This window comes from Flavobacterium sp. (assembly GCF_044338735.1).
Lineage (GTDB): Bacteria > Bacteroidota > Bacteroidia > Flavobacteriales > Flavobacteriaceae > Flavobacterium.
Genome location: NZ_JBIIWV010000028.1, coordinates 1 through 17635, shown reverse-complemented (window position 1 = coordinate 17635; position 17635 = coordinate 1). Strand labels below are relative to the sequence as shown.

Genomic DNA, 17635 nt, shown 5'->3' with positions numbered 1-17635 from the left:
ATTGCTTTAATTATAGTTCCATTGGTTGCTTTTGGAATTATATTAGGTGTAAATATTCTTTCAGGAAAAGATATGAAACCTTTATATTATTATATTGTTTGTGTAATCGTTCAAATTATAGCGTTCTTTTTGAGTAAAGATAAACCAGCAAGAACACTTACCATCTTTGGAACGTTTGGAGTTATTGCTATGTTGATTGGTTTATTTAGTACTGGAACAGTTGCTATTTATGCCTTTTTAGCCGGTGGATTAGCTTGTAGTATTATGTGGCCATCAATTTTTAGTTTGTCAATTATTGGTTTAGGAAAATATACTTCTCAAGGTTCAGCATTCTTAGTGATGATGATTTTAGGAGGAGGAATTATTCCACCAATTCAAGGTAAATTATCCGATATTATTGGAATTCATCAGTCTTATATTATTGCTGTTGTTTGTTTTGCTTATTTAACACTTTTCGCTATTTTGGTAAAAGGTTTGTTAAAAAAACAAAACATCGATGTTGATGCTATTGAAGTAGAAGGAAGTCATTAAAAAGACAACGTATAAAGCTAAAATTACAAAGTAAAAAACTCCGTCAGATATTAATTTCTGACGGAGTTTTTTATTGCATTGCATAACTTTTTTTAGTTAGATTCTAAAAATACCACCCACACTGATGATTCGTTGTAAAAACCAAAAATGTTGTTCTGCTTTATCTGCAGTATTACTGGTAGTTCTAATATTATTCATTTCGATATAGCCCCCTTTAATTTCGGTTTGAATGAAGAAATGTTTGAAAAAGGTAAAATTCAACCCTGCCTTTGCCGAAACGCCATAACCAGCAATATGAAATTGATCGTATCGATCTTTTCCTAAAAGTTGTGTATTTGTTTTTGGGTATAATAAACCAGCACCAACACCTTCTGTAATATTTATTTGAAATTTATCAGTATTTGATATTTTGAAAAGATTTGAAATGTCGTCAACTCTACAAAATTCGGTATTTACATAATTTAAACCATCGGTGTGTTCAAAGGTTAAAAAATCTTCGTGAAGCGTCAATTCATTAGCTGTAGGATTCTCATTATAAGTTCCCGCATTTGGATAATAACCCGAATAATTTACGGTTCTATCATTATACATTACATATTTCATATGGTCAAAACCGATAGATATGTTGTAATGATCATTGATAAAATATCCAATTCTTAAATTGGTTTGAGGAATGGTCATTTTTGCTGGATTTAAATAATCAACATGATATCCTTTTGGTACATCATGAGCCCCTACATCATAAATCGTAAAATCATAATCAGCTCCTTTAAATCGAATATCTGATTTAGAATATGATTCACGATTTCCTCCCCAAAAAATATAAAATTTACCTTTGTTTTTACTGGTGTATTTTTCAGGATTTTCTACTGTTTCTTGCGAAAAAGTATACTGTGAAAACACACAAATAGTTAGTAAAGTAATTAAAAATGGATGTTTCATTTAAAGTTATAAAAAATTAAAATTGATTTACAGTTTTTCGAATAGCTACTAATTTAGTCATTAGTCCTTCGAAATAATCTAAATGAAGCATATTGGCGCCATCACTTTTTGCATTTGCTGGGTCAAAGTGTGTTTCTATGAAAATACCATCAACACCAACAGCGATTCCTGCTTTTGCAATGGTTTCAATCATGTCTGGACGACCACCCGTTACACCAGTCATTTGATTTGGTTGTTGTAAAGAGTGAGTTACATCTAAAACTGTTGAAGCAAATTGTTGCATGGTAGGAATTCCTCTAAAATCAACAATCATATCTTGATATCCAAACATAGTTCCTCTATCAGTAACCATGATGTTTTCATTGTTGCAATCTAACACTTTTTGAACTGCGTGCTTCATACTTTCAGGACTCATGAATTGTCCTTTCTTCAAATTAACCGTTTTTCCTGTTTTTGCAGCAGCAACAACTAAGTCGGTTTGACGTACTAGAAATGCTGGAATTTGCAAAATATCAACATATTCAGCAGCCATTACAGCATCTTCATTTGTGTGAATATCGGTTACGGTAGGAACTCCAAATTCTTTCGATACTTTTTGTAATATTTTCAATGCTTTTTCATCTCCAATCCCTGAAAAACTATCTATTCTTGAACGATTTGCTTTTTTGAATGAACCTTTAAAAACGAAAGGAATTTGTAGTTTATCAGTTACCGAAACGAGCTTTTTAGCAATTCGTAAAGCCATTTCTTCTCCTTCAATAGCACAAGGGCCAGCCAGTAGGAAAAAATTACCACTTTCAGTATGTTTAATTTGCGGTATGTTTTGTAAATTCATTTGTGTTGATTTTGAAGTTGCAAATATAAAAAGAAAAACCTTCTAAATAGTCATTTAAAAGGTTACTTATGTTACAGGCTATAAAAAAGAATTTCTTATTCTAACGTTGATTTTTTTTTGATTTTCAATCCTTTTGGACAAATCAATTTTCCTTTCTCAAAGGTGTTGATATAGATTGTGAATTTTTTAGTAGTTCCTTCTAATGAAACTTCATAAATACTTAATGTACCAGCTCCCATCGTGGTGTTTTTTGTAGGAAAAGGGCAGCATGTGTCTATTTTCTTGAAATTTATTTTCTCACCATTTGGTCCTTCTAAACCATTAAAAAAGTAATAAACGTTTATTTCTTCTTGTTTATCGTGAATAAAACCAATATTAATAGGATAATCTGCATCAAATCCATAGTTTGAATCTTCTGCATATTCTGTAATGAGATACATTTCATTTGCATAAGACGGTCGTATGGCGGTGTTGTCTATGTTTTTTATTGTAGATTTTGTACTTATACAACTGGTGAATAATAGGGCAGTTCCTATAAATGCTAAATATTTCATCTTAGATTATTTTTGAAGTTGATGCTGTATTTGTTTTTAAAAGGTAAGCAACAATCGCGCCAATTACTACTCCAAACGATAATCCATCCGAAATATTTTTCCAAATAGAACTGGTTAAGGTTGTGTATTCTTTTGCTGCTGATAATGTAAATTTTTTTCTACTTACGGTGTAGTTTATTGTATTGTCAAGAAAGTCTGGACTTATAAATTCGTGGGTTATAAATTGGGTAATCGGACTAAAAAGCACAATAATAAAGGATATAATAATTGCAGAAATTAATCCTTGTTTCCAATTCATATTTTGCTGATAATATTTTACTTTTTTCTCTCGAAGTGCTAGATAATAGACTAAAAAAGTTGGAAAAATATACAACAAGTTGAATAGTGGTTGCCATTTTATTTTTTCATCATGAAATCCTAATTCTTTTTCTAAAGTCATCCATGCTAAAAAAATAATAATAGCAATGATTCCCCATTTAATTTCGATCGAAAACTTTTTCATTGATTGTAAAATTTAATAGTTCAAAATTAGGCAATTTTGTAACATTAGTAACTTATAAACCAATCTTAATTTCTATTTTTGTACAAATTTGCAAAAAAAATGGAAATTATTTATGGTACTTGGCATTGGTCTGTTTCTGGTTTTTTAATCGGGATGACCATGCTTATTTTAATTTATTTTGGAAAATCGTTTGGAATGTCATCTAATTTACGAACTCTTTGTTCAATGGCAGGTGCCGGAAAGTTTAGTGATTTTTTTAAAATGGATTGGAGAGAACAAAAATGGAGTTTAGCAGTTGTTTTGGGAGCGCTTGTTGGCGGATTTATTGCGTATCATTTTTTATCTAATGGAAGTGGTGTTAATTTAAATCCAGATACAATCACTCAATTACAATTGCTAGGTATTGATGCGCCGAATGGAAAATTACTTCCTGATGCGCTATTCAGTATGGAAACATTACAATCACCTAAAGGTTTTACAATATTAATGATTGGTGGTTTGCTTATAGGTTTTGGAACACGCTATGCTGGTGGTTGTACTTCTGGACATGCTATTTCAGGATTGAGTAATTTACAATTACCTTCATTAGTTGCAGTAATTGGGTTTTTCATTGGAGGAATACTTATGGCGCATTTTTTATTACCAATAATTTTTAAAACAGCATAAGCATGAAGTTAGCAAGATTTTTTTTAATAGGCGTTTTTTTTGGAATTGTTTTAACCAAAGCTGAAGCAGTTTCTTGGTATCGAATATATGAGATGTTTCATTTTCAATCCTTTCATATGTATGGAATAATTGGAACAGCGCTGTTTACCGGAATTATTGGAATCCAACTTATTAAAAAGAAAAAACTAAAAGATTTTAACGGGTTTCCTATTGCTATTATTGAAAAAGAGCGAGGTTTTTGGCGTTATATTATTGGCGGAACACTTTTTGGTTTAGGTTGGGCGCTTGTAGGCAGTTGTCCGGGGCCTATTTTTATACTATTAGGTACTGGAACTTATGCTGTTGCTGTAGTGTTTATTGGAGCTTTACTCGGCACTTATATTTACGGTTTGTTACTAGATTATCTGCCTCATTAAAGTTTCGTTAAAGTAATTATGTTTACCCTTTTAATGGTTTTATATTTTGTAACTTTGAGTGGAATTTAAATCAAATACTATGGAAACTAAGATATATATCCAAAATTTAAAATGTGGGGGTTGTGCAAATACCATCACTAAAAATATTAGTGCAATTGAAAATATTAGTAATGTAACAGTAAATGTCGAAGAAAGTTCAGTTACTTTTCATTACGAAACAGAAGGTAATTTAGCCGAAGTAAAAGATAAATTACATTCCTTAGGTTATCCCGAAGATGGTGAAGCCAATAGTTTTGGTTCAAAAGCTAAATCTTATGTAAGCTGTGCTATTGGAAAAATGAGTTAATAAAAAAGTCCCGATTCATCGGGACTTTTTTATATAATTTCTGCACTCAATCCGGCGTCTAGAAGTGCCGAACATTGCGGTTTTAATTCTTCAATGGTTCCGGTTTTTACGGTACATTTTCCTTTATAATGAACGAGTAAAGCACATTGTTCTGCTTGAAGTGCATCGTGTTTACAAACACGTATTAAGGTTTCAATAACATGATCAAAGGTATTTACATCGTCATTGTGCAATACAATTTCATTGTTACTACCAACTGCCTCTTCTACTAAAACGTCTTCTTGTACTTTTTCTATGGTGCTCATTTTTAGATTGGAATTCATATAACAAAAATAAAATTTAATAAGTAAATCTCAAAATTCTATTTAGTAAATTTTAAAGCAACCCAATTATTTCGTTCAAATTGTTTTTCATAAGTCAGCCCTTTTGATACACAACTTTCTGAAATTACAGGAATATCTTCGGTATAAAAACCACTTAAAAATAATAGACCGTTTCCGTTTAAACAATCAACATAGGTTTGCATATCGTTCAATAAAATGTTTCGGTTGATATTAGCAATGATAATGTCATATCTTTTTCCAAATAAAAAATCGGCATCACCTTCATATACCGAAATATGCTTGCAGTTATTGCGTTCAGCATTTTCGATAGAATTTAAGTAACACCAATTGTCGATATCAATAGCATCGATTGGCTGAGCACCTTTCATTTCGGCTAAAATTGCCAAAATAGCTGTGCCGCATCCCATGTCTAGGGTTTTTTTATTGGTACAATCCGTTTCAAGAATGTGTTGAATCATCATGTGTGTCGTTTCATGATGACCCGTCCCAAAACTCATTTTAGGCTCGATTACAATATCATATTCGGCATTAGTTTTTTCATGAAAAGGAGCTCTCACATGGCACTTTCCATCTACATCAATAGCTTCAAAGTTTTTTTCCCATTCTTCATTCCAATTTACTTGCTCAATTTCTTCGAAAGTATATTTGATTGTAAATTCTGAATTCGTTAAAATGTAAATATCTTCTAAAATAGTTTCGCTCCACAAATCTTTTTGTACAAAGGCAGAAATTCCGGTTTCGGTTTCAATAAAACTTTCAAAAGCTTTTTCACCTAATTCGGCGATTAAAATTTCACTTCCTAATTCTAAAGGGCTGATTTCGAAATGATATCCAATATAGATGTTTGACATAATATTAACTTTTTTGCAAAGGTACTATTTTGTTCTAAAAAATATGTTTTTATCATCCTTTTAGTTTTATCAATAAATTCAAAATGTTATATATAGTAATTAGATAAGGATATTTCTAAATCTAAAAATGATTACCTTTGTGTACTATTTTTATATTACATGATACATATTGGCGATTACAATACCTTACGAATTTTACGAGATACTAAAGTTGGTTTATTTTTAGGAAGTGAAGAAACACAAGAAGATGATGTTTTGTTGCCCAATAAATATGTTCCACAAGAATTTTCTATTGGCGATGATTTAACGGTTTTTATATATCTTGACCATGAAGAACGCCCTGTAGCAACTACACTGAAACCGTATATTAAACTGAATGAATTTGCTCATTTAAAAGTAAATTACATGAATCAGTTTGGTGCCTTTTTAGATTGGGGATTAGAGAAAGATTTATTTGTTCCGTTTAAAGAACAAGCTCGCCCAATGGAAGTTGGAAAGCGTTATTTGGTTTACATGCATTTAGATGAAAAAACCAATCGTTTAGTAGCATCAAGTAGAACAAATAAATATTTATCGAATGAAAATGTTGATTTGGAACCTAATGAAGAAGTACAAATCTTAATTTCACATATTACTGAAGGCGGAATTAATGTCATCATTAATCAGAAATACAAAGGGTTAGCTTATAAAAATGAGGTGTATACAGATGTAAAGCCAGGAATGAAAACCATTGGTTATATTAAAAACATTCGCCCTGACGGAAAAATTGATGTGTTGTTGCGAAAAGTAGGAGTAGAAGCAATTGAGCCTTCATCCCAAATAATTTTAGACGAATTAAAAGCAAATCGTGGCTTTTTGCGATTGACTGATCATTCGCATCCAGAAGATATTAAAACGGTTTTGAAAATGAGTAAAAAGAATTTCAAGAAAGCCGTTGGAAATTTATACAAGCAACAATTAATCGAAATCAAAGAAGACGGAATTTATTTAGTGTAACATGACAAAAAAGAATAAATGGTATCTTGTGCTAAGCATATTCGTTTTTATGTTAACGTTTGTTGCTATTTTTCAACAGTTTGAAACCATTCATTTTATCGGATTTGAAACTAAAATTATTTGGATTCCCATTTGGATTGCGATAGTCATTTTACCGCTTTTAAATTTGTATGAAATTACTGTAAATACAGACGAAAGTAATAGGTATTATTGGCTAAGTTTACTCATCAATATAATTACAATTTTATTTATGATTAGACATTTTAAGTTAGAATTATTACCTTAATTATTCACCCTCACTTTCATTAAATTCAAAAGGATAATCACCAAATATAGGCGCTAACCGCTTCGTTTGGTAAGGTTTTTTTGAAAACTTATTTGAAATTGCAATAATAGTTACCGAGTCTTTTTGCAAAGTAACATAAGACGAAGTATTACCATGCCACCATCCGTTGTGAAAATAATAATGTTGTCCGGTTTCAAATTCTAACATACGAATTCCTAAACCATAATTTTTGGTTCCTTTTCGTTCATAGCTATATCCTTTGAACATTTCAGATTTCATTTTTTTGCTTAAAAAATCTTCAGAATATAATGCTAAGTCAAATTTCAATAAATCACGCGGTGTAGAATAGATATTTTTATCGCCATATACTTGATCTAAAAATTCAAAAGCCAATCGCAAATAATTGTTTTTATAAGACTGACACACACTATCTTTATTCTTTAAATCATCAAAGACAAAAGTATTTTTCATTCCTAATGGATCAAATATCATTTCTTGCAATACTTTTGGATACGATTTTTCAGTAACCTTTTCAATGATTAACGCAAGAAGTGCATAATTTGTATTGCAATAGCCAAATCGGGTACCAGGAGAAGATTCTAAACCGATATTTTTTGTTGCTAATAACGTCAAAACGTCCTGATTGGTAAGATTTTTATTTTTATTCCAAACTTTTTTATTATCTGAAAAGTAAGCATAATTGCGCAGCCCACTTCGATGGTTTAGCAACATTCTTACTGTTGTCTGTTTGTGCGGAAATTCTGGAAGATATTCACTAACCAATTCATCTAATTCAATTTTATCTTGATCTACTAATTTTAAAACAGTAACGGCTGTTATTACTTTACTCACCGAGGCAAGATGAATTGGTGTGTCCTTTTTTATGGAATCTCTATTTTCTTTATAGGCATAGCCGCTATAATTTTCATATAGAATTTCTCCGTTTTTTGCTACTAAAAATCCGCCACTAAAATCTTTTGAATTGAATTTTTTATTATAAAAATACTCAATATCATCGGCCATTTTTTTCTTATAAACGGTACTCAAACGGGTGAAATTAACTGCATATTCTGAAACGTTTCCATCTTTATCTTTTAGTGTAGACTCGTTTTTTTCGTCAGGTTTTTTCTCGCAATGGACAAATAATATACTTAGGCTTAAAATTAAAATTCTGTTCAACATATGGTTAGTTCTTTATCGTAATATTTGGGTTGATTTCTAGTAATTTGGTAATAAATTGGTCTCTTTTTTCAGGTGAGATAAATATATCGTCGTATTTGTGATAAACAATTTCAATGCCTTTGTGATGAAAGCTCGGTTTGTAAAAATTTGTTTTCATTATTGAATTGGAATATTTTATGGATCTAATTTCTGAAATTTTAATTTTTGTTTTGTAAAAAAACATAGAAACAATCAATAGGTTTTCTTGAATTTCATAATAGGTAGTGAAAAACCCAACCGTAATTAATACACTTAAAAGTAAAATTAAAATTCCAATTGGTGCCAAAACCATTTCAATAGAATCTCCTGACAAAAAAGCAATAAGCGATACTAGTACTGAAGGAAATAGAGGTATAAAAAAATTAATTTTACTAAAGTCCGATTTGTATTTCATGTATTGTTTTACTGTTATTTTTGGACAAATTATATTTTCAAAATATTAATTAATTACGATTTTATAAAAATGTCATCTGCTTTTGCAAATTAAAGTATTTTTGAAGTATTTTTGATAAAAATTATTAAAAATGTCAACTATCAATTGGAAAATCGTAAAAGAATATGAAGATATCACATATAAAAAATGTGATGGAGTAGCTCGAATTGCTTTTAACAGACCCGATGTTAGAAATGCATTTCGTCCAAAAACCACCAAAGAATTAATAGAAGCTTTTTATGATGCCCAAGAAGATACTTCAATTGGAGTGGTGTTACTTTCGGCGGAAGGACCAAGTTCAAAAGATGGAATTTGGAGTTTTTGTAGCGGTGGCGATCAAAAAGCAAGAGGACATCAAGGTTATGTAGGCGAAGACGGTTATCATCGTTTAAATATTTTAGAAGTACAACGAATGATTCGGTTTATGCCAAAGGCGGTAATTTGTGTAGTTCCAGGTTGGGCTGTAGGTGGCGGACATTCACTTCATGTGGTTTGTGATTTAACTTTAGCTAGTAAAGAACATGCTATTTTTAAACAAACCGATGCCGATGTAACCAGTTTTGATGGTGGCTATGGTTCGGCGTACTTAGCCAAAATGGTAGGACAGAAAAAAGCAAGAGAAATTTTCTTTTTAGGCAGAAATTACTCGGCACAAGAGGCGTATGAAATGGGAATGGTAAATGCTGTAATTTCGCATGCTGAATTAGAATCAACCGCTTATGAATGGGCACAAGAAATATTAGCAAAATCACCAACATCTATTAAAATGCTAAAATTTGCCATGAATTTAACCGACGATGGCATGGTAGGGCAACAAGTTTTTGCAGGTGAAGCTACGCGTTTAGCATATATGACTGACGAAGCCAAAGAAGGAAGAGATGCGTTTTTAGAAAAGCGCAAGCCCAATTTTGAAAAGAAATATTTGCCGTAATAGAAGTCCGAATTTAGAAATTAGAATATAAAAAATTAGAATGACAAAATTTATAAATGAAAACATAGAAATTAACGAATTACCTAATTTTGATGAATTACAGTTGAATCGCTTACAATCTAAGTACTTTAATGTAATTGCAATCAATTTGAGCCTTTTTAACTTTTTGGTTTTAATTCTGGTTTTTGTAATTTCTTATTTTAAATCAGAACTTTTTTCAAATAGGGTTTGGATGATTATGGGAGCATTTATTGGTGTTATGATTTTCCTTTCATACCTTCTAGCCAAACTAAGTTTCAATAAAAAAGGCTACGCTTTTCGAACCCATGACGCTATTTATAAATCAGGCTTAATTTCTGAAACAACTACAATTATACCTTTTAATAGAGTGCAACATGTAGCCTTGCATCAAGGATTTATATCCAGAAAACTCGGTTTAGCTTCAATTGAATTATTCACAGCAGGAGGAAGTAGCTCAGATATTGAAATCCCAGGATTGCTATTAGAAGAGGCTCAAAAAATCAAAAATTTAGTTTCCCAAAAAATAAATCCAATATTAGATACTATTGAAACCGACCCTACAACTTCAGTAATTAAGGATTTTAATGAATAAGTTAACTGATTTTTCACAACCACAAAGGCAGTCTCTTCCTGGAATTGTTGTAATGTTTGCCAATACATTACAAAAATCGGTTCGAGCGTTTTGGCCTATTTTATTAATTTGGATTGTAAAAATAGAAACACTCAATACTTTTTTTGTTTTTGGAGGTTTTATAGTTGCTATTCTAATTATTGCTTTTTTTTCATATTTACAATATTACTTTTTTACTTTTCATATTGATGACGAGTCAAATGAGTTTGTAATTCATAAAGGCGTTTTAAACAAAACAAGAATCAGTATTCAATTGCATAAAATTCAGCAAGTAAATATTAATCAAAGCTTAATTCAGCGACTGGTTGGTGTGTATAAATTAGAAATTGACACTGCAGGAAGTGATAAAAAAGAAGCTTCAATAAGTGCAATTTCACATGATTTGGCTACTATTTTAAAAGAGCGATTAATTCATCATTCACAACTTGAAAATAGTGTTTTTTTAAAAATTAATCAAGAAGAAAATGAGCCAACTTCATTGATAAAAATTCGATTATCAAGTTTAATTAAAATTGGATTCACTTCAAATTATGTTAAAAGTTTTGCCTTATTGTTGTTATTTTTTTCAACAATCATGGAAAATTTACGGCAAGTATCAGATACAACTCAAATTAACGAAGATCAAGTTACAAACTATTTAGATAAGTTACCTATGTTAACTTCTATAACAATAGTAATAGTTAGTATTTTTGGATTAGTAATGGTTGTTAATTTGGTGAGAACAATTGTAAAATATTTTAATTTCACGATTCAAAAGAGTAGGCAAGCAATTATTTTAACTTATGGCTTGATTTCAACAAAAAGTACCTTATTGAATCCTAATAAGGTTCAACAAATAAAAATTATTCAAAATTATTTTCAGAAAAAATTTAATGTTACAACAATAGAGATAAATCAAGCATCAAGCAATCTTGAAAAAGTTAAAGAAAAAGATAAATTACAAGTCCCTGGATGCACTGACAGCGAAAGAGATGCCATTTTAAGTTTATTATACGGACAGCTTCCTATTAAAGAAAAATTGTATTTACCTAATTGGAGAAAATTAGCAATAAATACCTTTTTCTTAATGATAGTTCCAATTTTAATTGTCTTATTTCTAAATCGTAAAACGGAATTTGTAACATGGACAGAATTGTATAGTTATGTTGCTGTTTTTATAGTTTTTTCAGGACTTCTAATTTGGTTTTCTTATAAAAATTACAAGCTTTTTGTTTCAAACGATTTTATTATCAAGCAAAATGGTGCATGGGATATTGAAAATACAATTGTCAAACCCAATAAAATACAAGCTATTACAACTCAGCAATTCTTTTGGCAAAAGGTAACGAATATAGGTTCAGTAACTTTGTCAACCGCTGGAGGAAATATTAGTTTTACTACAGGAAATTATTCAGAAATTAAGAATTTGGTAAACTATTGGTTATTTCAAATAGAAAATAGTAATAAAAATTGGATGTAATCATATGGAAAAGTTAATCACAAATAAAAAACTTCTTTTAGTTTTAAGTAGTTCAATGCTCTTGTATTGGTTACTTTGCAAAACAATTGATATATATAAGATAACTATTTTGGGTGTGGTTTATGAAATTCTTTGGTTTCCAATGTTAGTTTTGTTGTTTCTTTTGCCAATCATAAACACCTATGCAATTTTTAAAACCAAAAATTATTTGATTCATTATATTAATTTGGCACTAAATCTAACAACGATATTAATAGTATTCGCAATCTAATGAAAAATAAAATACAACCTTGGATTCAAGCCGCAAGACTTCGTACTTTACCACTTTCCGTTTCAGGGATTATTGTGGGAAGTGCTTATGCGTACTATCAAGGATTTTCCGATTTTCGAATAGTAATTCTGGCATTGTTAACTACCCTAGGTTTACAAGTATTGTCAAATTATGCTAATGATTATGGTGACGGTGTAAAAGGTACCGATGCTAACCGAATTGGTGAAAAACGATTGGTTGCAGCCGGAATTATTTCAGCTGAACAAATGAAAAGAGCTGTGTTAATTACTGTTCTAATCACTTTTTTAATTTCTTTAGGATTGATTTATACAGCATTTGGCAAAGAAAATTTTATATTTAGTTTGATTTTTATTTTATTAGGAATTGGTTCAATCGGAGCAGCAATAAAGTATACGGTAGGAAAAGGAGCTTATGGTTACAGTGGTTTTGGCGATTTATTTGTGTTTGTGTTCTTTGGATGGGTTTCGGTAATTGGTTCAAATTTTTTATTTACCCATTTTATCGATTGGAAATTATTCTTACCCGCATCAGCCATCGGATTATTGAGTGTAGCTGTGCTCAATTTGAACAATATGCGCGATATTGAAAATGATAAAATCGCTGGTAAAAATACATTAGTGGTAAAAATGGGGTTAAATTGGGCTAAGAAATATCATGAAGCTTGTATCTCAATTGCTTCAATCATGTTTATTGTTTTTTGTTTGATTATCAAGGTTACGGCAATACCTGTTTTAATTATTAATATTCCTTTGCTTATGCATATTGGTAAAATAAAAAAATCAGAAAAATATGAAGATTTTGATCCAGAACTCAAAAAAGTAGCCTTAACCACTTTTGCCTTAAGTCTATTATTTTGGTTAACTTTAGTCTTTTTAAGCTAATTACTTTTTACTAAAATAAAAACTATGAAAATCACATTTTACGGACACGCTTGTATCGGAATCAAAGTAAAGGGCGTACATATTTTGGTTGATCCCTTTATTTCAGGTAATCCAAAGGCTTCACATATTGATATAAATACATTGGAAGCCGATTATATTTTATTAACACATGCGCATCAAGACCTTATTTTAGACGTTGAAGCCATTGCAAAGCGAACAGACGCGGTAATTGTATCAAACTATGAAATTGCTTCACATTATGGAAATAAAGGATTTAATTACCATCCAATGAATCATGGCGGAAGTTGGGATTTCAAGTTTGGGATTGTAAAATATGTAAATGCTATTCATACTTCCTCTTTTCCTGACGGAAGTTATGCTGGGCAACCTGGCGGATTTGTAATTGAAGGCGAACATAAAAACATATACATCTCTGGTGATACAGCTTTAACCATGGATATGAAATTAATTCCAATGCGAACCAAATTAGATTTGGCTATTTTACCTATTGGAAGTAATTTTACAATGGATGTTGATGATGCTATTATTGCTTCAGATTTTTTAGATTGTGATAAAGTTTTAGGCTATCATTACGATACGTTTGGTTACATCGAAATCAATCATCAAGAGGCTAAGCGTAAATTTTTTGATAGCGGAAAAGATTTAATGCTTCTAGAAATTGGTGAAAGTATCGATTTATAGACTTAGGGTCAAAAACATGGAAGCAACCTATAAAAAATACATTCTCAATTTTAATCGACCAAGTGGCACCTCTCGTGGTGTGATGACGGAAAAAGAAACTTGGTTTTTACTATTGGAAGAAAATGGTAAAATTGGGATAGGCGAGTGTGGTTTGTTGCGCGGCTTATCAATAGATGACCGACTAGATTATGAAGAAAAATTACAATGGGTGTGTGAAAATATTCATTTGGGTAAGGATAAATTATGGGATGCATTACTTGAATTTCCATCGATACAATTTGGAGTAGAAATGGCATTTTTATCATTGCAATCTAAAACTCCTTTCGAATTATTTCCTTCAAACTTTACAGAAGGAAAATCCAATATGTTGATTAATGGTTTGGTTTGGATGGGTGAGGAGTCCTTCATGAAACAACAAATTGAAGAAAAATTAGCACAAGGATTTTCGTGTATAAAAATGAAAATCGGAGCTATTGATTTTGAAAAAGAATTAGGTTTATTGCGATTTATTCGTCAAAATTTTGGTGCAAAAACGATTGAAATTCGTGTTGATGCTAACGGCGCTTTTAGTTCAAATGAAGCTTTATATAAATTAAATCAACTATCTGAATTTGAATTACATAGTATTGAACAGCCTATTCAAAAAAACAATACTGACATGATGTCAGAGCTTTGTAAAACAACACCTATTCCAATAGCTTTAGACGAAGAGCTAATTGGGGTTTTCGGAATCCAACAGAAAGAAATGTTATTATCAAAAATCCAACCTCAATACATCATCTTAAAACCAAGTTTAGTGGGAGGTTTCAAAGGAACTTTAGAATGGATTAAATTGGCCGAAAAGCATAATATCGGTTGGTGGATTACTTCGGCTTTAGAAAGTAATATCGGATTAAATGCAATTACACAATTTACGTACACGTTAAATAATAAAATGCCACAAGGATTAGGAACCGGTGGTTTATATACCAATAATTTCGATTGTCCTTTAGCAATAGTTAAAGGGAACATTGGTTATAATCTCAATAAAAATTGGGATATTTCTAATTTAGGTTTACAACTATAATCTTCTTAATTTTGTTTTCTGAAATCATTAATCTTCATTCAATAATTAAATGTTTCGTTTAAAATTACCAACCGACCCAAGATGGGCTAACATAGCTGAAGGAAATTTAGAAGAAATTCTAACCGATCACGCTTGGTGCGAATTGAAAGCAGCTTCTAATGCGATTATGTTAATCAATATGTTACCAGAATTTACTGAAATTACTACAGAATTGACGAAGATTTCAAAAGAGGAAATGGATCATTTTGAACAAGTACACGAAATTATCAAAGCGCGTGGATGGGTTTTAGGACGTGAACGAAAAGATAGTTATGTAAATGATTTATTTAAGTTTATGAAACCTGGTAATCGTAAGCATTTAATCGTAGAGCGTATGCTGTTTGCTGCAATGATTGAAGCTAGAAGTTGTGAGCGTTTTAAAGTGCTTTCAGATAATATAAAAGACGAAGAATTAGCTGTTTTTTATCGTGAATTAATGATTTCTGAAGCGAATCATTATACTTCATTTTTACAATTTGCTCACGAATTAGCCGAAGAAGGTTACGACGTTAAAAAACGTTGGGAAGAATGGCTAGAATTTGAAGCTAAAGTTATTGAGAGCTACGGAAAATCGGAAACGATTCATGGATAAAAGTTTACAGTATCAGTCTCAGTTATCAGTGATATACTGCGACTAAAAACTGCGACTGTCAACTGTTTTTCGCTTCAATCCACTTGCTCATATATTTAGTACTCTGAATACTTTGATGTTGTACAATTTGCCCTAAAAAGTTTTCGTTTCGATGCGATTTTAGATGCTTTACGAGATATTCAATTTTTGCTCTAAAATCGGCTGAAAATTGTTCTTTTTTAAATCGCTTTTCAATGATTTCATAACCCTTTTTTTGAGCGGTTTCCCAAAGTGACCCGTTAGTATACAATTCGACAGTTTTTGCAATAAAATCAGGATCATCAGACGCAATAAATCCGTTCCAATCTAAAGCTCCATTCATTCCTTCGGCACCCATTAAAGTAGTTACAGAAGGTAATCCCAATTGCATGGCTTCAAATAATTTTCCTTTTAAGCCTGCTCCATAAGGTATTGGCGCTAACAATATCCTTGCTTTAGAATACACGTCAATAACACTTTCGGCTCTTCCTTTAATCAAAAAACCTTCTTTTTCATTATGCAATTGTTTCGATTTTTCTGACACATAAGCACCATACACATGAAGTTCAGCATCGGGAAGTTGTTCTTTAATTGATTTCCAATGTTTTTTTAATTGTAAAACGGTTTGCCAATTGGGTTCGTGTAGAAAGTTTCCAATACTGACAAAATGTTGTCTGTCTTCAAATTTTGGAACATTGGTATTTATTTCATTCGACAAAAAAGGTAAATAATATAAAAGAGCTGGATCAATTTTGAATGTTTCGGTGGCCAATTGCATTTCGTATTCCGAAATCAATATCGTTAAATCACATCTGTAAATCGAGGCCATTTCTCGCTTAAAAGTATCCGAAATATAATCTTCAAAAACCAATTCTCGATTTTGTTTAAAAGCCAGTTCTCGTGCTTTTCGTAAGAAGTGTAAATCTTCGGTGTCAAGAATTCTTAAAGCATTCGGACAATTTTCCATAACGCGCCAGCCATATTGTTCTTCAATCATAAAGCGATCAAAAAGCACAACAGTTGGATTGAGTTCTTTTATAAGTAAATCAAAGCTATTATCATTCAATTGTATTGATTGGGTTGCAACCGAAATCTGATTCAAATCAAATGAAAATTCTGATGGTGAAGCCGAACATAAAAAAGTAATGGAATAATCTTGCTCTTGAAACAACGAAATAAGTTGCAGCATTATATTTCCTGCAGCAGTTGATGTTGGTTCTGGCCAAACACTTCCTATGATTACTAATTGTTTCATGCTGTAAAAGTAATAAAATGTGGCTTTTAGACAATATCTTTATGTCCTTCTGGAAGTGGGCGATAGGCATAATATTGCAAAACTTCTTCTAATGCTAATTTTAATGCTTTATTAATAGGAACCACAACGTTTCCTAATTGAAAATCAATTTGCGATAAATTCATATAATAGTCAGTAAATATTGGCACATAAAGTCCTTCGTTTATTGAAATAGTTGATTGATCAAAATTTACCTTTTGCCCTTCTTTGATGATTTTACAAGTAGCTAATCGAAGATTTCCATATTTATCTTTTGTAGCTCCATAACCAAAAAGGCGGCAAATTAATCCACGGTGTTTATAGTCTGAACAACTCCCTTTATCGCCTTCAAATTCCGAAAAAGGTTGGTAGATATGGCACTTAGTCAATTCAGTAGTGGCGTTTAGTTGATCTAATATTGTTTCGGCTTTGCCTTTTAAATACAAATGATAAGCCCAAGGTAAAAATTCGAGTGGTGAGGCATCGATATCTGGATTGTTACAACATTTGCCACAACCTGCAACACAGCTTAGTTTTGTATGTTCTTGAAAAGTATTTATTTCAAGTTCAAGTTTACTGTATAACGCTTCTACTTGTATAACGCGATCTGGTATTGACATTCTTTTTTTTCGAAGGTAGTTAATATTTTATAAAAGAAGAAATGAATTTTATTTTAATAAAAAAGCCCTGCATTGCAGAGCTTTTAGTGACCTCGACTGGATTCAAACCAGTAACCTTCTGAGCCGTAATCAGATGCGCTATTCAGTTGCGCCACGAGGCCATTTTTTGTGAGTGCAAATATAGATA

Annotated in this window: 22 protein-coding genes, 1 tRNA gene and 1 pseudogene; 13 read left to right on the top strand and 11 right to left on the bottom strand. The window is 31.2% G+C overall.

Annotated features, from left to right (window positions below; genetic code table 11):
* Positions 1–531, top strand: a pseudogene (locus ACIQZC_RS03490) (MFS transporter); the annotation flags it as partial.
* A 96-nt stretch (positions 532–627) separates the two neighbouring features.
* Here ACIQZC_RS03490 and ACIQZC_RS03485 read toward each other — a convergent pair.
* From ACIQZC_RS03485 to ACIQZC_RS03470, 4 genes are all read right to left on the bottom strand, one after another.
* Positions 628–1473: a hypothetical protein gene (locus ACIQZC_RS03485; RefSeq protein ID WP_396137851.1), complete on the bottom strand. Its 846-nt coding sequence runs from the start codon at positions 1471–1473 to the stop codon at positions 628–630.
* 16 nt (positions 1474–1489) lie between these two features.
* Positions 1490–2308 (bottom strand): 3-deoxy-8-phosphooctulonate synthase, encoded by an 819-nt coding sequence (gene kdsA / locus ACIQZC_RS03480; protein WP_396137850.1) that lies wholly within the window; start codon positions 2306–2308, stop codon positions 1490–1492.
* 95 nt (positions 2309–2403) lie between these two features.
* Positions 2404–2862, bottom strand: coding sequence for a 2-dehydro-3-deoxyphosphooctonate aldolase (locus ACIQZC_RS03475; protein ID WP_396137849.1), 459 nt, complete (start codon positions 2860–2862; stop codon positions 2404–2406).
* A 1-nt stretch (position 2863) separates the two neighbouring features.
* Positions 2864–3364, bottom strand: a complete 501-nt coding sequence (locus tag ACIQZC_RS03470) for a DUF4199 domain-containing protein (RefSeq protein ID WP_396137848.1) — start codon at positions 3362–3364, stop codon at positions 2864–2866.
* Between the two features lie 99 nt (positions 3365–3463).
* On the opposite strand from ACIQZC_RS03470, the gene ACIQZC_RS03465 reads away from it, so the two are divergent.
* The 3 genes from ACIQZC_RS03465 (at position 3464) to ACIQZC_RS03455 (ending at position 4792) form a co-directional block, all read left to right on the top strand.
* The gene (locus ACIQZC_RS03465; RefSeq protein ID WP_396137847.1) at positions 3464–4030 is read left to right on the top strand and encodes a YeeE/YedE family protein; all 567 of its coding nucleotides are present in this window, start codon (positions 3464–3466) and stop codon (positions 4028–4030) included.
* A gap of 2 nt (positions 4031–4032) precedes the next feature.
* Complete coding sequence (locus ACIQZC_RS03460; protein WP_396137846.1) at positions 4033–4446, top strand: DUF6691 family protein; 414 nt, start codon at positions 4033–4035, stop codon at positions 4444–4446.
* 79 nt (positions 4447–4525) lie between these two features.
* Complete coding sequence (locus ACIQZC_RS03455) at positions 4526–4792, top strand: heavy-metal-associated domain-containing protein (protein WP_396137845.1); 267 nt, start codon at positions 4526–4528, stop codon at positions 4790–4792.
* Positions 4793–4821: 29 nt separating this feature from the next.
* Here the strand turns inward: ACIQZC_RS03455 and ACIQZC_RS03450 are convergent, their stop codons facing one another.
* Positions 4822–5097: an ATP-dependent Clp protease adaptor ClpS gene (locus tag ACIQZC_RS03450; protein WP_396137844.1), complete on the bottom strand. Its 276-nt coding sequence runs from the start codon at positions 5095–5097 to the stop codon at positions 4822–4824.
* Positions 5098–5153: 56 nt separating this feature from the next.
* Positions 5154–5987 (bottom strand): 50S ribosomal protein L11 methyltransferase, encoded by an 834-nt coding sequence (gene prmA / locus ACIQZC_RS03445; RefSeq protein ID WP_396137843.1) that lies wholly within the window; start codon positions 5985–5987, stop codon positions 5154–5156.
* Between the two features lie 159 nt (positions 5988–6146).
* Here prmA and ACIQZC_RS03440 point away from each other — a divergent pair, with 159 nt between their 5' ends.
* Positions 6147–6983: a S1 RNA-binding domain-containing protein gene (locus ACIQZC_RS03440; protein WP_396137842.1), complete on the top strand. Its 837-nt coding sequence runs from the start codon at positions 6147–6149 to the stop codon at positions 6981–6983.
* A 28-nt stretch (positions 6984–7011) separates the two neighbouring features.
* Entirely contained in the window at positions 7012–7269 is a 258-nt protein-coding gene (locus ACIQZC_RS03435) for a hypothetical protein (RefSeq protein ID WP_396137841.1), read from the top strand.
* On the opposite strand, the gene ACIQZC_RS03430 is transcribed toward ACIQZC_RS03435, so the two are convergent.
* Both ACIQZC_RS03430 and ACIQZC_RS03425 read right to left on the bottom strand, forming a co-directional pair.
* The gene (locus ACIQZC_RS03430; RefSeq protein ID WP_396137840.1) at positions 7270–8451 is read right to left on the bottom strand and encodes a serine hydrolase domain-containing protein; all 1182 of its coding nucleotides are present in this window, start codon (positions 8449–8451) and stop codon (positions 7270–7272) included. It abuts the gene before it with no gap.
* Between the two features lie 4 nt (positions 8452–8455).
* Complete coding sequence (locus ACIQZC_RS03425) at positions 8456–8884, bottom strand: PH domain-containing protein (RefSeq protein WP_396137839.1); 429 nt, start codon at positions 8882–8884, stop codon at positions 8456–8458.
* A 130-nt stretch (positions 8885–9014) separates the two neighbouring features.
* Here ACIQZC_RS03425 and ACIQZC_RS03420 point away from each other — a divergent pair, with 130 nt between their 5' ends.
* From ACIQZC_RS03420 to ACIQZC_RS03390, 7 genes are all read left to right on the top strand, one after another.
* Positions 9015–9854 carry a 1,4-dihydroxy-2-naphthoyl-CoA synthase gene (locus tag ACIQZC_RS03420; RefSeq protein WP_396137838.1) on the top strand — a complete coding sequence of 280 codons (840 nt, stop codon included), beginning with the start codon at positions 9015–9017 and terminating at the stop codon, positions 9852–9854.
* Positions 9855–9894: 40 nt separating this feature from the next.
* Positions 9895–10467 carry a PH domain-containing protein gene (locus ACIQZC_RS03415; RefSeq protein WP_396137837.1) on the top strand — a complete coding sequence of 191 codons (573 nt, stop codon included), beginning with the start codon at positions 9895–9897 and terminating at the stop codon, positions 10465–10467.
* The gene (locus ACIQZC_RS03410) at positions 10460–11965 is read left to right on the top strand and encodes a PH domain-containing protein (protein ID WP_396137836.1); all 1506 of its coding nucleotides are present in this window, start codon (positions 10460–10462) and stop codon (positions 11963–11965) included. Before ACIQZC_RS03415 ends, ACIQZC_RS03410 begins: the two co-directional genes overlap by 8 nt.
* A 270-nt stretch (positions 11966–12235) precedes the next feature.
* On the top strand, positions 12236–13138 hold the full coding sequence (gene menA / locus ACIQZC_RS03405) for a 1,4-dihydroxy-2-naphthoate octaprenyltransferase (RefSeq protein WP_396137835.1): 903 nt from the start codon (positions 12236–12238) through the stop codon (positions 13136–13138).
* Between the two features lie 24 nt (positions 13139–13162).
* The gene (locus tag ACIQZC_RS03400; RefSeq protein WP_396137834.1) at positions 13163–13840 is read left to right on the top strand and encodes a metal-dependent hydrolase; all 678 of its coding nucleotides are present in this window, start codon (positions 13163–13165) and stop codon (positions 13838–13840) included.
* Positions 13841–13856: 16 nt separating this feature from the next.
* Positions 13857–14906, top strand: a complete 1050-nt coding sequence (locus ACIQZC_RS03395; RefSeq protein ID WP_396137833.1) for an o-succinylbenzoate synthase — start codon at positions 13857–13859, stop codon at positions 14904–14906.
* Positions 14907–14955: 49 nt separating this feature from the next.
* On the top strand, positions 14956–15537 hold the full coding sequence (locus ACIQZC_RS03390; RefSeq protein WP_396137832.1) for a tRNA-(ms[2]io[6]A)-hydroxylase: 582 nt from the start codon (positions 14956–14958) through the stop codon (positions 15535–15537).
* Between the two features lie 58 nt (positions 15538–15595).
* Here the strand turns inward: ACIQZC_RS03390 and ACIQZC_RS03385 are convergent, their stop codons facing one another.
* The 3 genes from ACIQZC_RS03385 to ACIQZC_RS03375 all read right to left on the bottom strand — a co-directional run bounded on the left by ACIQZC_RS03385 (position 15596) and on the right by ACIQZC_RS03375 (position 17609).
* Entirely contained in the window at positions 15596–16810 is a 1215-nt protein-coding gene (locus ACIQZC_RS03385; protein WP_396137831.1) for a glycosyltransferase family 4 protein, read from the bottom strand.
* Between the two features lie 26 nt (positions 16811–16836).
* Positions 16837–17448: a YkgJ family cysteine cluster protein gene (locus ACIQZC_RS03380; protein ID WP_396137830.1), complete on the bottom strand. Its 612-nt coding sequence runs from the start codon at positions 17446–17448 to the stop codon at positions 16837–16839.
* An 87-nt stretch (positions 17449–17535) separates the two neighbouring features.
* A tRNA-Arg gene (locus tag ACIQZC_RS03375) sits at positions 17536–17609 on the bottom strand.
* Positions 17610–17635: the final 26 nt, after the last annotated feature.

Coding starts and splice junctions, on each gene's coding strand:
- ACIQZC_RS03430 (WP_396137840.1), bottom strand. CDS start 8,451: ATGTTGAACAGAATTTTAATTTTAAGCCTAAGTATATTATTTGTCCAT.
- ACIQZC_RS03385 (WP_396137831.1), bottom strand. CDS start 16,810: ATGAAACAATTAGTAATCATAGGAAGTGTTTGGCCAGAACCAACATCA.
- ACIQZC_RS03425 (WP_396137839.1), bottom strand. CDS start 8,884: ATGAAATACAAATCGGACTTTAGTAAAATTAATTTTTTTATACCTCTA.
- ACIQZC_RS03465 (WP_396137847.1), top strand. CDS start 3,464: ATGGAAATTATTTATGGTACTTGGCATTGGTCTGTTTCTGGTTTTTTA.
- menA (WP_396137835.1), top strand. CDS start 12,236: ATGAAAAATAAAATACAACCTTGGATTCAAGCCGCAAGACTTCGTACT.
- ACIQZC_RS03460 (WP_396137846.1), top strand. CDS start 4,033: ATGAAGTTAGCAAGATTTTTTTTAATAGGCGTTTTTTTTGGAATTGTT.
- ACIQZC_RS03420 (WP_396137838.1), top strand. CDS start 9,015: ATGTCAACTATCAATTGGAAAATCGTAAAAGAATATGAAGATATCACA.
- ACIQZC_RS03400 (WP_396137834.1), top strand. CDS start 13,163: ATGAAAATCACATTTTACGGACACGCTTGTATCGGAATCAAAGTAAAG.
- kdsA (WP_396137850.1), bottom strand. CDS start 2,308: ATGAATTTACAAAACATACCGCAAATTAAACATACTGAAAGTGGTAAT.
- ACIQZC_RS03415 (WP_396137837.1), top strand. CDS start 9,895: ATGACAAAATTTATAAATGAAAACATAGAAATTAACGAATTACCTAAT.
- ACIQZC_RS03455 (WP_396137845.1), top strand. CDS start 4,526: ATGGAAACTAAGATATATATCCAAAATTTAAAATGTGGGGGTTGTGCA.
- ACIQZC_RS03470 (WP_396137848.1), bottom strand. CDS start 3,364: ATGAAAAAGTTTTCGATCGAAATTAAATGGGGAATCATTGCTATTATT.
- ACIQZC_RS03485 (WP_396137851.1), bottom strand. CDS start 1,473: ATGAAACATCCATTTTTAATTACTTTACTAACTATTTGTGTGTTTTCA.
- ACIQZC_RS03450 (WP_396137844.1), bottom strand. CDS start 5,097: ATGAGCACCATAGAAAAAGTACAAGAAGACGTTTTAGTAGAAGAGGCA.
- ACIQZC_RS03410 (WP_396137836.1), top strand. CDS start 10,460: ATGAATAAGTTAACTGATTTTTCACAACCACAAAGGCAGTCTCTTCCT.
- ACIQZC_RS03395 (WP_396137833.1), top strand. CDS start 13,857: ATGGAAGCAACCTATAAAAAATACATTCTCAATTTTAATCGACCAAGT.
- ACIQZC_RS03380 (WP_396137830.1), bottom strand. CDS start 17,448: ATGTCAATACCAGATCGCGTTATACAAGTAGAAGCGTTATACAGTAAA.
- ACIQZC_RS03440 (WP_396137842.1), top strand. CDS start 6,147: ATGATACATATTGGCGATTACAATACCTTACGAATTTTACGAGATACT.
- ACIQZC_RS03390 (WP_396137832.1), top strand. CDS start 14,956: ATGTTTCGTTTAAAATTACCAACCGACCCAAGATGGGCTAACATAGCT.
- prmA (WP_396137843.1), bottom strand. CDS start 5,987: ATGTCAAACATCTATATTGGATATCATTTCGAAATCAGCCCTTTAGAA.
- ACIQZC_RS03475 (WP_396137849.1), bottom strand. CDS start 2,862: ATGAAATATTTAGCATTTATAGGAACTGCCCTATTATTCACCAGTTGT.